Genomic DNA, 12,943 nt, shown 5'->3' with positions numbered 1-12,943 from the left:
TATTGACTAACAATACTGCGATACATCCTCGCCGCATTCATCAGCTAAATAGCACAGCGCCCGAAAACGCAAGCTAACGACTTCTTCATATAGAGGGTTGAGTTTACACAATGGCGGAATGTGCAGCAGAGTTTTGCCAAATAGATTGATGTCGCGTTCAAACGGACATTGAGCAGGAATTAGTTGACATAGGCGGTGAGCTAATAAGCGATCGCTCACTTCAATGCTATCTAAGTAGCGTCTTAAGGGTCTGAGAATGTCCCAACCTGACCGAGACGGAGAAGTCTGCAACTGGCCTAAACGAGTATTGTTAACTTCTGTGTGACTTATCCAAACCCAACTTGCAACCAAAAACTTTTTTGTGGTATTATCAAATACCTTCATGGTTATGCCTCTTTTTATATGAGGGTATTCACCTTTCCGATGAACTTATACAGTGTGATAACTAGCTTGTCGGGAAAAAACGCTCATAAAAAGCGATATAACGTTAATTGGGGAAAAGTACTGAAGCCAGAACACAACTTATTACTACGTCAAGTTAATCGTAATTTTCTCGGAAGTGGTAGTGTGATCATCCGATCTTATTCATAACTTGACACAGTTTAAATTTTAGTGAAGACATCTGTACTAGGGTGGAATTTGCGGTAATCTTCACAAAGGTTAACACAAGTATTTTTGCTAGTAAAAGAATATTTATACGGAAATAGTTTTATTGTTGGCTAGGTAGTGTAGACAATATCTTTAGGTACTAAAACCGACAATAACACATTAGAAACAGTGATTCTCATCCAATTTGCCATTTATGGCGTAATAGGGCTGACATACCTGGGTTTAGCCTTGGGCTACATTCCAGGCTTACGGATGAACCGCGCCACCATTGCCTTAGTTGGCTCTACCTTTTTAATTGCCTTTGGTGTACTGAATTTACAGGAAGCTTGGCAGGCAATTGACCCAAATACCATCGTATTTCTTTTAAGTATGATGGTAGTCAACGCCAACTTATCCTATGCAGGGTTTTTCCGACGTGCTTTAGCTGTGTTGTTGAGTTTTACCCGTAGTCCTTTAGGTTTGTTGATTGCTTTAACCTTTGGTAGCGGTATTCTCTCCGCCTTTTTCCTGAATGATACTTTGGCGCTAGTCTTCACGCCTTTGACTTTGAGTCTGGCTCAAGCCTTGAGTTTAAATCCAATTCCCTATTTACTAGCGATCGCCGGAGCAACTAATATAGGCTCTGTGGCTACCCTAAGCGGTAATCCCCAAAATATCTTGATAGGATCTTTTTCTGGGATTCCCTACCTAGAATTTTTGCGTATCTTAGCTCCCGTTGCTTTTATCGGCTTAATAATTCAGGTAGGATTACTGTGGCTACTTTACCCAGATGTGCGTTCAGCTAAACCTTGCCAAGTTGTAGCCATCAACAACCAACGAATATTTAAACCCTTATTTAATAAAACATTAGTTATTACTACAGGCTTACTTATTGCTTTTACTATCGGCTTACCTTTAGCACAGTCAGCCCTCGTTGCAGCTAGTTTACTTTTAATTACTAGAAGAATTAAACCACAACGAGTTTTAAAAAAGGTAGATTGGAATCTTTTGGTGATGTTTTCGGGACTGTTTATTTTGACGAAAGCCACCCAAAAATTGAATTTATTACAGCCATTTACCCATGTCATCAACTCTGCTGCAAGTTTATTGGGTGTGACAGTTGTTTTATCTAACTTGATTTCTAATGTTCCGGCTGTGCTGCTATTGCAACCGTTAATTTCCCCAGATGATACCAAATCTTGGCTATTACTAGCAGCAGGTTCAACTCTAGCAGGTAATTTAACTTTATTTGGTGCAGTTGCCAATCTCATTACTGTAGAAGCTGCTGCCGATTTAGGTTACAAGCTTACATTTTTAGAGCATTTACGTTTTGGCTTACCACTAACAATATGCACTTTAATAATTACCTATCTGTGGGTTAACTTAGGTTGAAAGTGTTTGCTGAACAGTAAAAGTTAATGCTGGAAATAAGGTAGAAATAATCTGTTGATTTTCGATAAATACAATTTGCGGATAACTACCTTTCTCTAGTAAACAGACAGTAACTATATTTTTTAGAGGGTCAACAATCCAATATTCTCTAAGACAGGTTTTTTGGATATAGTCTCGCTCTACAGAGAACTTGTATACGCCTAATATCCCACAGCAAAACGCAAAGACACCTTACGAGCCTTTGCGTCTTTGCGCCTTTGCGTGAGCTTTACCTCTTAATACTCTCTAAGAAGCTACTTGAGCAGCCGTGCGAGTCCGCCGCCTTCTACCATCAGCAACCTTCACAGGTGGCTCATCAGGAATTTGCATCAGCAAAGTAACCGATGGCTGACATTGCAACTCACGACGAATAGAACGTTGCAACTCCCGTTCTAAAGTTCCTTGCAAACCACCCCAATCAATCTCAGGCTGTTCACCTTCAGAAGTCGCAAACTCTGACCAACGCACGCTCAAAATTTCTTCAATACGCTGTTGTACCCACTTTTGTAACAGCGATCGCTCTACACTAGTAACAACACCACGCAGGTGAATTTCTGGTTTAGCCAACAATTTACCTTGCCAATCAATAGCAGCTGCAATAGTCACCAGTCCTTCCTCTGCCATGCGTTGACGTTCTTGCAGTACTTTGGCGCTGACCATTCCAGAGCTTGTAGTATCGACTAACTCGATACCAGATTGAACTTTCCCCGCGACACGAATTGAGTCTTCCGTCAGTTCGATGATATCCCCATTTTGAATAATCACCATATTCTCGGCGGGAATGCCTGACTTCTGGGCGGTTTGGGAATGTTTCACCAACATCCGATGTTCACCGTGGACTGGAACAAAGAACTTGGGTCGAGTTAAGGCAATCATCAGCTTTTGGTCTTCTTGACAGCCGTGACCCGAAACGTGAATCCCTTGGTCTCTTCCATAAACTACTTTCGCCCCTTGCTGCATCAATTTGTCGATGGTATTGACTACAGCAATTGTGTTCCCCGGAATTGGGTTAGCAGAGAAGACAACAGTATCGCCTTGACGGATTTTAATATGGGGGTGTTCTTTGTTGGCAATCCTGGTCATGGCTGCCATTGTTTCACCTTGAGAACCAGTGGTGAGAACCAGAACATTATCGTCTGGCAGATTACGTACCATGTGCAAGGGCTGCAACAGATTATCTTCACACTTGATGTAACCCAAATTACGGGCGTGGGCAATCAAGTTCAGCATGGAACGCCCAACAACTGTGACAACGCGGTTATGCTTTTTCGCCAGTTGCAAAATCATGTTGATGCGATGGACGCTGGAAGCAAAGGTGGTGACGAATAGCCGTCCTTCCGCTTGACTAAAAACTCTATCTAGATTGGGAAAAACTGATGCTTCTGAAGGGGTGAAGCCTGGGACTTCCGAGTTAGTGGAATCACTCAACAGACAAAGTACGCCTTTTTCGCCGTGTTCTGCCAGGCGTTGCAGGTCAAATTTTTCACCATCAACTGGGGTGTGGTCAAATTTGAAGTCTCCCGTGTGAATCACCACACCTAAGGGGGTGTGAATGGCAACGGTGAAGCTATCAGCAATGGAGTGGGTGTTGCGGATGTACTCGACAAAAAATGATTTACCAATGCGTACAACATCACGGGGTAAAACTTTTCTTAATTCTGTGCGATCGCGTACTCCAGCTTCTTCTAATTTACCCTCTAGCATTGCCATTGCTAGTCTAGGCCCATAAATTACTGGAATGTCAAATTGTTTGAGGTGAAAAGCAATCCCACCAATATGATCTTCATGGCCGTGGGTAACAACCATACCTTTGATTTTGTGGCGATTTTCCCGTAGATAGGTCATATCTGGCAGGACGATATTTACCCCGTGCATCGCCTCTGTGGGGAAAGCCAACCCTGCATCTAAAAGAATGATTTCATCATCATATTCAAAAACACAGGTGTTTTTACCAATTTCATGTAAACCGCCTAAGGGAATAATTTTTAGGCCAGCATTAGTTTCGTTTTTAGCCATTTTCTCCTGAGATTGTTGTTTGTTGTTTTAGACTTTAAGTAAATTTGCAAATTCAGCTTCTTTTAGGAATGACAAACATGAGCCTACTTTTCACAAGCAGCCAAATTTTGATTAAATGTGCAGTTTCTGATTCAATAAAAAGGAATTTTAAGTTGAAAAATTCATTGTATATTTATTAGGTTTTAGCACAAATTTTTAGAGTATTAGAAGCTGGGCGGTAATAAAACTTTAATCATCAGATTTTTCTAATAAACCCCATTAGTTATAGATATACAGTTTTGACAAATAGAATTTAACTAGTCCTGAGATATTGGTGATTAGATTAAATTGAGATGTTTCATTACTGCTTCTAGTTTTTGACTGACTTCCGCATCCGCATCACTTAGGGGCGGACGGGTTGAACCAACCTCCCAACCTTGAAGTTTTAGTGCTTGTTTAATGGGAATCGGATTTGTAGTGATAAATAAAGCTTTAAACAACGGCAAGAGTCGAAGATGAATATCACTGGCGACTGTCACTTGCCCGGAATTAAAAGCTTGAATCATCTGTTGTAGTTGGTTCCCTACCAAATGGGAAGCTACACTAACTACGCCCTTTGCCCCTATCGCTAACAAGGGCAAGGTTAACGAATCATCTCCAGCGTAAATCTGGAATTCTTTTGGTGTCGAGCGACGGATTTCACCCGCTTGGTCGAGATTGCCACTAGCTTCTTTAACACCAATAATATTGTCGATTTCGGCTAACCGCACAACTGTCTCTGGACTGAGATTTTGACCAGTACGACCAGGAACGTTGTATAACAATAGCGGTAAGTCTGGACAGGCTTGCGCTATCGCCTGAAAGTGCTGATATAGTCCGGCTTGTGGCGGTTTGTTGTAGTAAGGTACAACCTGTAAAGTACCATGTACTCCTATTTTAGCTGCTTTTTGCGTAGCTGCGATCGCTTCTTTGGTGGAATTGGAACCACATCCAGCTATTACCTTGGCTTTGCCTGCTACTGTCTGCAAAACTTCTACAAATAAATTGTATTCTTCATCCCAACTCAAGGTGGGTGATTCTCCAGTTGTACCACACACAACCAATGTGTCTGTACCATTGTCAACTAAATGCGCTGCTAGTTCTGCCGCTACAGCATAGTTAACACTCCCGTCCGCTTTGAACGGTGTAATCATAGCGGTTAAAACTGTGCCAAAATCTCCCACCCTTTTGTTACTCCTTTATGTTTGTCAGTGGTCAGTTGTTAGTTGTTAGTTGCCAGTTAACTGCTAATAGTCCTCGGTCAAAGGTGGTCAGTTGCTTCTTGCTAGCTACTGACTGGAAAAAGTGCTGTAAAGCCCTGTGGGCATAGCTGCGTTTGAGCGGTTTTGGGGCGTGTAGCCTGTGCTGAGTTCCTAGCCCCTAATCCCCCATCCCTGATGCAGTTCATGATGGCTACTGACCACTGACCAATGACCACTGACTACCTAGCAACATAAGCTTTTGTAGGTTGGAGTAAATTCTTTTCTACCAACAACTCGGCTATTTGTACCGCGTTCAATGCTGCGCCTTTACGAATTTGGTCGCCACAAAGCCAGAGTTCTAAACCACAAGGGTGAGAAATATCTTGGCGGATTCTCCCCACTAAAACTTCATCACGACCACTAGCTTCAATGGGCATGGGGAAGTAATTTTTTCCCCAGTCTTCCAATAATTTTACTCCAGGTGCGTGACTTAAAATTTCTCTCGCTTCGTCTGGAGAAAATGGTTCTGCGAACTCTAGATTAATTGCTTCTGAGTGGGCGCGTAGTACGGGAACCCGTACACAAGTAGCTGTAATTCTAATTTCTTGTGTACCAAAGATTTTGCGGGTTTCGTTGACCATTTTCAACTCTTCCTCACAATACCCCGAATCTGTCAAGGGAGAGTTATGGGGAAATAAATTAAATGCTAGGGGGTAAGGTAATACTTCGGCGACTGGTTCCTCACCTTTCAAGATGGCACTGCTTTGGGTTTTCACTTCTGCCATTGCTTTAGCACCTGCACCACTGGCAGACTGGTAAGTTGCTGCCACAATGCGTTGTACTGGTCTAACTTGATGTAGTGGCCATACAGCCAAGGTCATCAAAATAGTTGTGCAGTTGGGGTTGGCAATGATGCCTTTGTGGTCGGCGGCGGCTTGGGGGTTCACCTCTGGCACAATCAGGGGAACATCTGGGTTCATGCGGAAGGCACTGGAGTTATCGATAACTACGGCACCTTTTTCCACTGCTACAGATGCCCAAGCTTTGGATGTGGAACCACCAGCGCTGGCTAAAACTATATCAACATTTTCCAAGGCGCGATCGCTCACTGCCTCGACTATTATATTTTCACCTTTAAAAGGGAGCGATCGGCCTACGCTCCTTTCTGATGCCAATAATTTTAGTTCCGCCACCGGAAAATTACGGCTTTCCAACAACTCCAGCAACTCTGTGCCGACAGCACCAGTTGCTCCCAAAATAGCTACACGATACGTTTTAGACAAACTAAAATCCTCCTTCCTCAGAGGTTACGGTTAAGTTTTTGGTGGTTTCTTACAGATTTATAATTTATCCAGTCTTTGAAAATAAGAATAATCAAATATTGAGTGCAAACTTTCCTGATTTTTAGCGATATTTCTTAAATTAGGTAATCTGATTTTAAAGTTTACATAACTTTAATAAATGCAGGTTCTCACAGCAATTTTTGCTTAAATTCACTGCTTAATTAAAAAATTAACCCCATTATACAATAAATCTCTATTGCAGAGAAAAATATAGAGAAGAGTTATGTTTTCAAGATGATATACAAAATTCACTCTGGGAAACAATCACACCTGTCTGTGATGTGGGTTAGCTTGATGAGTAATGTACTATGATTCAATGTCAACGAAGTCAGTCCAACCAAACAACTTTGAATTGTAAACTGGTTTTTTACTACACACCCTGTCTTTTGTAGACAGAAAAAATCCAAAAGTACCAATGTAAAGTTCTCCAGCTCTTTGTCCTTGTGGCTAGAGTTCATCTAAAATAGCCCATCTAACAACCCAAGACTAGTTTACTGTGAAGGCGTTAACGCTTGGACAATAAACAAACTTGGCGTTTTATTATAGGATACAGGCTATTGGTTTGTTGTTTGTGAAAACCAGGATATCACGATAATAGTCCTATAGAACTGATGCGGTAGGTTAACTATGACTCTTTCGGTAAAGTTATAGCACTAAAGCGTCAAGTTTTTTGCCATTAGCAGTAAACTGGATATCTACTGTAGGCCTAGAAATCTGCCTTGTAGACACTTCCCACTTATCACCAAGAAACATCAAATCACAGAAGCGATGCAAAGTTACAAGTGCCAAGCAAGTTCTCCTGGAAAAGTTCCCAGTAAAGATGACTGAATAAGAAATCTTGCTCAGAATTCAGAACCCAAAACCCAGCACTCACTTTAGTTAATCGCATCTTGTATGTACTTGGAGTCACAAACCCCCAAAATTTAGAGACGAAGCATGAAAGTTACCCAGGAAAAACTTCCCGCCAGCCAAATTGGTCTGGAAATAGAGATTACACCAGAAATTACGCAAAAAACTTACGAACAGGTAATTAAAAATTTATCCAGAACCGTTAACATTCCTGGGTTTCGTAAAGGCAAAGTACCGAGACAAGTATTATTACAGCGTCTAGGTAAAACTCACATCAAAGCCGCAGCCCTGGAAGAATTGCTGCAAGATGGGATAGAGCAAGCAATCAAACAAGAATCCATTGCCGCAATTGGTCAACCACGCCTGCGCTCATCTTTCGATGATTTAATTAATAGTTACGAACCAGGACAACCCCTGACTTTTACTGCGGCGGTGGATGTAGAGCCAGAAATTAACCTAGTACAGTACACAGGTTTAGAAGCCAAAGCCGAAGAAATCAAGTATGATCCAGCGCGGGTTGATGAAGTTTTAGAAAAAGAACGTCAAGAATTGGCGACATTAATTCCCGTAGAAGGAAGAGCCGCCCAAATTGGTGACGTAGCTGTAGTGGACTTTAAAGGTGTAATCGCCAAAGCTGAAGGTGATGACGAAAATGCCGAACCAGAACCCATTCCTGGCGGTGACGCTAGCGATTTCCAGGTAGAATTACAGGAAGATAAATTTATTCCTGGTTTCGTAACTGGCATCGTGGGCATGAATCCAGGGGACACCAAAGAAGTGTCAGCTCAATTCCCAGATCCTTACGTTAACCAAGAATTGGCAGGGAAACCGGCAATCTTTACGGTGACTCTCAAAGAAATTAAAGAAAAAGAACTACCGGAATTAAATGACGACTTTGCTCAAGAAGTCAGCGATTTCGATACCCTAGAAGCATTGCGCGCATCTTTGGCAGAGCGTTATCAGAAAGAAGCGGAAGACAAAACCAAGAATAATCAGCAAGAGGCTTTGTTAGGCGAACTAGTTAAGCACATAGAAGTAGATTTGCCAGAAACCTTGATTGAGAAAGAAGTAGACGCGATGCTGACACAAACAGCTATGCGCCTATCCCAACAGGGACTGGATGTGAAGAAATTATTCACCCAGGATATTATCCCCCAGTTACGGGAGCGATCGCGCCCTGAGGCTGTAGAACGCCTTAAACGGTCTTTGGGTTTGCAAGAAGTTGCTAAACGCGAATCAATTGCAGTCACCCCAGAAGAAATTCAAGCCAGGGTGACAGAATTGGTGCAACAATACCCAGACGAGGATATTGACGTAGAAAGATTGCATACAATCGTAGAAAACGAGCTATTATCCGAAAAAATCATCGATTGGCTGTTAGCAAATTCCACCATTGAACTGGTACCAGAAGGCTCATTAGCTAGCCAAGAGTCTGAGATAACTGCACCTGAGACTGAGGCAGAAACCATAGAGGTTACAGCAGAATCGACTACAGGGGAATAAAAAGGCAATTTTGTAGGGTGTGTCAGACTCAAACCACAACACACCCTACCAGCTGTTAACAGCCATTGTCGCCAGAACACCCCCTCACCAAATTGAAATTTTTAAGTTATAAATGCTGAGTCATGAGTATGAAAAATTATTACTCAAGACTCACCGTAAATGTGGAAAATGTAGTCAATGGAATGTTTTGCACTCTCCCTCACCTAATTGGGGGTAACACGAGAAGAATATAGATGAGGCATAATGGTTAACACATAGGTGAATCAAAATCTCATTTATTAACCCAAAGGCAGCTATATGTTGCCAAAATCTCTGTCCCAACTATCTCCAATTGTCCTCGTATGCTTGTATCGCAGTCGGCAAATCACTCCATCAACAGTTTAAGTCGATTTGGAATGTCTTCACACCTCAACGGCATAGGCAACATCGTGCCAATGGTCGTAGAACAATCTGGTATGGGAGAAAGAGCCTTCGACATCTACTCCCGCCTGCTGCGAGAGCGGATTATCTTCTTAGGAACTCCCATTGACGATGCTGTAGCCAACACAATTGTTGCCCAGTTGTTGTTTTTGGACGCGGAAGACTCAGAAAAAGATATCCAACTCTACATCAACTCCCCTGGTGGATCTGTCTACGCAGGCATGGCAATCTATGATACAATTCAGCAAATCCGTCCCGATGTTGTTACTATATGTTTTGGGTTAGCAGCAAGCATGGGGGCATTTTTGTTAACAGCAGGAACTAAAGGTAAACGTATGTCCCTACCTGATTCCCGCATTATGATTCACCAACCCCTGGGTGGCGCTCAAGGTCAAGCCATTGATATAGAAATTCAAGCACGGGAAATTCTTTACATTAAGGCTCAGTTGAACCAGTTATTGGCTAATCATACTGGTCAACCCCTAGAAAGAATTGAAGCAGATACCGATCGCGACTTCTTTATGTCAGCAGAAGAAGCAAAAAATTACGGTTTGATCGATCAAGTCATCTCCAGACAAAATCTTCCCACAGCAGGGGAAAACGTCACCATCGTGAAATAAGAGGCTGGTATGTCTAAGTACGACTCCCATTTAAAATGTTCTTTCTGTGGCAAGTCTCAAGAGCAGGTGCGGAAATTGATCGCAGGGCCGGGAGTCTACATCTGCGATGAATGTGTAGACTTGTGTAATGAAATACTAGATGAGGAGTTGCTAGATACTAGCGGTGCAGCGGCGCAACCAGCACCAAAATCAGAACCCCCTCAGAAACGCCGCGCCCGTTCTTCTAATCTCTCCCTGAGCCAAATACCCAAACCTAGAGAGATTAAAAAGTACCTAGACGAACACGTTATCGGTCAAGATGAAGCCAAGAAAGTTTTATCTGTAGCTGTTTACAACCACTACAAACGCTTGGCCATATTGCAGTCTAAGGGTAGTAGCAAAAATGGCGCTGATGATGCCGTAGAACTGCAAAAGTCCAACATTCTCTTAATCGGCCCCACCGGTTGCGGCAAAACTCTCCTAGCCCAAACCCTAGCCAAAATTCTCGATGTCCCCTTTGCTGTGGCTGATGCGACAACGCTCACAGAAGCAGGGTATGTAGGGGAAGATGTAGAAAATATCTTACTGCGATTATTACAAGTAGCTGATTTGGATGTAGAAGAAGCCCAGCGCGGCATCATCTACATCGATGAAATTGATAAAATTGCCCGCAAGAGTGAAAACCCCTCCATCACCAGGGACGTTTCCGGCGAAGGTGTACAACAAGCTTTGTTAAAAATGCTAGAAGGTACAATCGCCAATGTTCCCCCCCAAGGAGGACGGAAACACCCTTACCAAGACTGCATCCAAATTGATACCAGCAATATTTTATTTATCTGTGGTGGAGCCTTCGTTGGTTTAGAGAAGGTTGTAGACCAGAGAGGGGGCAAAAAGTCAATAGGCTTTGTGCAGCCTGGAGAAGGTCAATCTAAAGAAAAACGGGCAGCAGATGTTCTACGCCACCTGGAACCAGATGACCTGGTGAAATTTGGCATGATTCCCGAATTTATCGGCCGGGTACCAATGGTAGCCGTAGTAGATCCTCTAGATGAAGAAGCCTTGATGGCGATTCTTACTCAACCACGCAGCGCCCTAGTCAAGCAGTACCAAAAACTGCTGAAGATGGACAACGTCCAATTAGACTTTAAACCAGATGCCCTCAAGGCGATCGCGCAAGAAGCCTACCGCCGGAAAACTGGCGCGAGAGCATTACGGGGTATTGTGGAAGAACTAATGCTAGATGTGATGTACGAGTTACCATCCCGTAAAGATGTGACGCGATGCACAGTCACCAGGGAAATGGTAGAGAAGCGCTCAACAGCAGAATTGCTAGTACACCCGTCTTCATTGCCTAAACCAGAATCAGCTTAGTAGTCATGAGTCAATGGTCAATAGTTAATAGACTGTTGACTATTGACTATCGACTTTGGACTATTGACTATTGACTTTGAGCAAATGCCTTATATCAATGTTCGTGGCGTTGAGCATTATTACGAGTGGGTGAAACAACCATCGGGCGATTTAGTTAAGCCTGTGATGGTTTTCATTCATGGTTGGGCTGGTTCAGCTAGATACTGGATCAGCACTGCTAACGCTTTATCAGATCAATTTGATTGTTTACTGTACGATTTGCGGGGTTTTGGGCGTTCCCAGGGTAAACCAACTGTTGCTCAAGCCAGTGAGTCTGTAGTTGGGGCTGATTCAACTCAGGAAAAATCTCAAGCCATTCAAGAGTTAACTTATGAGATAGAAGAATACGCTGAGGATTTAGTGGTTCTCCTTGATGAATTAAAGCTTCAGCGTGTTTATGTGAACGCTCACTCAATGGGTGCTTCTGTCGCCACAATGTTTTTTAACCGCTATCCCCAACGAGTAGAACGGGGTATATTAACCTGTAGCGGTATTTTTGAATATGACGAAAAAGCTTTCGCCGCTTTTCATAAATTTGGTGGTTATGTAGTTAAGTTCCGTCCCAAGTGGTTAGGAAAAATACCATTGGTTGACAGAATGTTTATGGCGAGATTTTTACATCGTCCTATACCTAAAAGTGAGCGCAAGGCCTTCTTAGAGGATTTTCTAGTAGCCGATTATGACACGGCATTAGGGACAATTTTTACTTCTGTCAGTAAAGCTCAAGCTGAAGTCATGCCTCAGGAGTTTGCTAAGTTACAAGTACCAACTCTATTAGTGGCTGGAGAATATGATCAAATTATCCCGGCGAAGATGGGACGACAAGCAGCTTCCTTAAATGACAAAGTGGAGTTTGTCTTGATTCCCAATACAGCACATTTCCCTATGTTGGAAGATGCGCCTACCTATCTGCGGCGGGTACGGGAGTTTTTACAAGTGGCCACACCAGAATTACAAACTAGTTAAGTGCTGCAAAAGATTACTATAGTTGAATATTACCCTTAAATTTACCTACTTTTGAGATTTTGCTTTTACACTGAAGATGTAATTTCAACCATTAGGCTATCCTCATGCAGTCTCAACAAGGCTACACCACTGTGAACCGCCCTGGCGATAATGGCTCATTTGTTGCACACATCTCAACAATGTCTGGTTATCACTCTTGGGGAAAAACACCGGATCAAGCTCGTGGTGAACTTATTGACGTTTTTGAGATGATTCAACAAGAGTACGAGGAAAACGAGCGTTCTCTACAAGACAGTGTTGAATTAACATCAGAAGAAGAGCGTCACCAACTTAGGTGATGAAGTTGATATTTATCTCACTTCTCAGGGTGTGTAGAGTAGCTTTCTTTAGAATATCGTCTACTCCACAACTGCCGATATCTCAAATGTAGAATTGGCGTTTTGTACATCGGGGAATCAACAAACGCTTCGAGACGCTACGCATAGCTTGCTTCTTTGCAGGAGTATGTGCGCTTCCACTAAGGCGTAGTCTATCGCATCTGCCTACATCAGCAATCATCTAATAGTTGTAATTAGTCAATAGTCCATAGTCAATAGTC

The 12,943-nt window shown here is 42.7% G+C and carries 10 protein-coding genes; 6 read left to right on the top strand and 4 right to left on the bottom strand.

Annotated features, from left to right (window positions below; translation table 11 throughout):
• Positions 1–6: 6 nt before the first annotated feature.
• Positions 7–384 carry a Mo-dependent nitrogenase C-terminal domain-containing protein gene (locus tag GSQ19_RS23960; protein ID WP_011320321.1) on the bottom strand — a complete coding sequence of 126 codons (378 nt, stop codon included), beginning with the start codon at positions 382–384 and terminating at the stop codon, positions 7–9.
• A 393-nt stretch (positions 385–777) separates the two neighbouring features.
• Here GSQ19_RS23960 and GSQ19_RS23955 point away from each other — a divergent pair, with 393 nt between their 5' ends.
• On the top strand, positions 778–1,980 hold the full coding sequence (locus GSQ19_RS23955; protein WP_011320320.1) for an anion transporter: 1,203 nt from the start codon (positions 778–780) through the stop codon (positions 1,978–1,980).
• 285 nt (positions 1,981–2,265) lie between these two features.
• On the opposite strand, the gene GSQ19_RS23945 is transcribed toward GSQ19_RS23955, so the two are convergent.
• From GSQ19_RS23945 to GSQ19_RS23935, 3 genes are all read right to left on the bottom strand, one after another.
• A complete protein-coding gene (locus GSQ19_RS23945) occupies positions 2,266–4,035 on the bottom strand; it encodes a ribonuclease J (protein WP_011320319.1) in 1,770 nt (589 codons plus the stop codon).
• 317 nt (positions 4,036–4,352) lie between these two features.
• Positions 4,353–5,237, bottom strand: a complete 885-nt coding sequence (gene dapA / locus GSQ19_RS23940) for a 4-hydroxy-tetrahydrodipicolinate synthase (RefSeq protein ID WP_011320318.1) — start codon at positions 5,235–5,237, stop codon at positions 4,353–4,355.
• Positions 5,238–5,494: 257 nt separating this feature from the next.
• Positions 5,495–6,538: an aspartate-semialdehyde dehydrogenase gene (locus GSQ19_RS23935; protein ID WP_011320317.1), complete on the bottom strand. Its 1,044-nt coding sequence runs from the start codon at positions 6,536–6,538 to the stop codon at positions 5,495–5,497.
• Between the two features lie 996 nt (positions 6,539–7,534).
• On the opposite strand from GSQ19_RS23935, the gene tig reads away from it, so the two are divergent.
• The 5 genes from tig to GSQ19_RS23910 all read left to right on the top strand — a co-directional run bounded on the left by tig (position 7,535) and on the right by GSQ19_RS23910 (position 12,683).
• A complete protein-coding gene (tig, locus tag GSQ19_RS23930) occupies positions 7,535–8,950 on the top strand; it encodes a trigger factor (RefSeq protein WP_011320316.1) in 1,416 nt (471 codons plus the stop codon).
• 341 nt (positions 8,951–9,291) lie between these two features.
• Positions 9,292–9,990, top strand: a complete 699-nt coding sequence (gene clpP / locus GSQ19_RS23925) for an ATP-dependent Clp endopeptidase proteolytic subunit ClpP (RefSeq protein WP_010997826.1) — start codon at positions 9,292–9,294, stop codon at positions 9,988–9,990.
• Positions 9,991–9,999: 9 nt separating this feature from the next.
• Positions 10,000–11,340 carry an ATP-dependent protease ATP-binding subunit ClpX gene (clpX, locus tag GSQ19_RS23920; RefSeq protein WP_011320315.1) on the top strand — a complete coding sequence of 447 codons (1,341 nt, stop codon included), beginning with the start codon at positions 10,000–10,002 and terminating at the stop codon, positions 11,338–11,340.
• Positions 11,341–11,424: 84 nt separating this feature from the next.
• Complete coding sequence (locus GSQ19_RS23915; RefSeq protein ID WP_011320314.1) at positions 11,425–12,345, top strand: alpha/beta fold hydrolase; 921 nt, start codon at positions 11,425–11,427, stop codon at positions 12,343–12,345.
• Positions 12,346–12,449: 104 nt separating this feature from the next.
• Positions 12,450–12,683 carry a type II toxin-antitoxin system HicB family antitoxin gene (locus GSQ19_RS23910; RefSeq protein WP_011320313.1) on the top strand — a complete coding sequence of 78 codons (234 nt, stop codon included), beginning with the start codon at positions 12,450–12,452 and terminating at the stop codon, positions 12,681–12,683.
• Positions 12,684–12,943 lie beyond the last annotated feature (260 nt).

Source organism: Trichormus variabilis 0441 (assembly GCF_009856605.1).
Classification (GTDB): domain Bacteria; phylum Cyanobacteriota; class Cyanobacteriia; order Cyanobacteriales; family Nostocaceae; genus Trichormus; species Trichormus variabilis.
The sequence above is the reverse complement of the archived record's forward strand: the minus strand, read 5'-3'. Positions and strand labels throughout refer to the sequence as shown.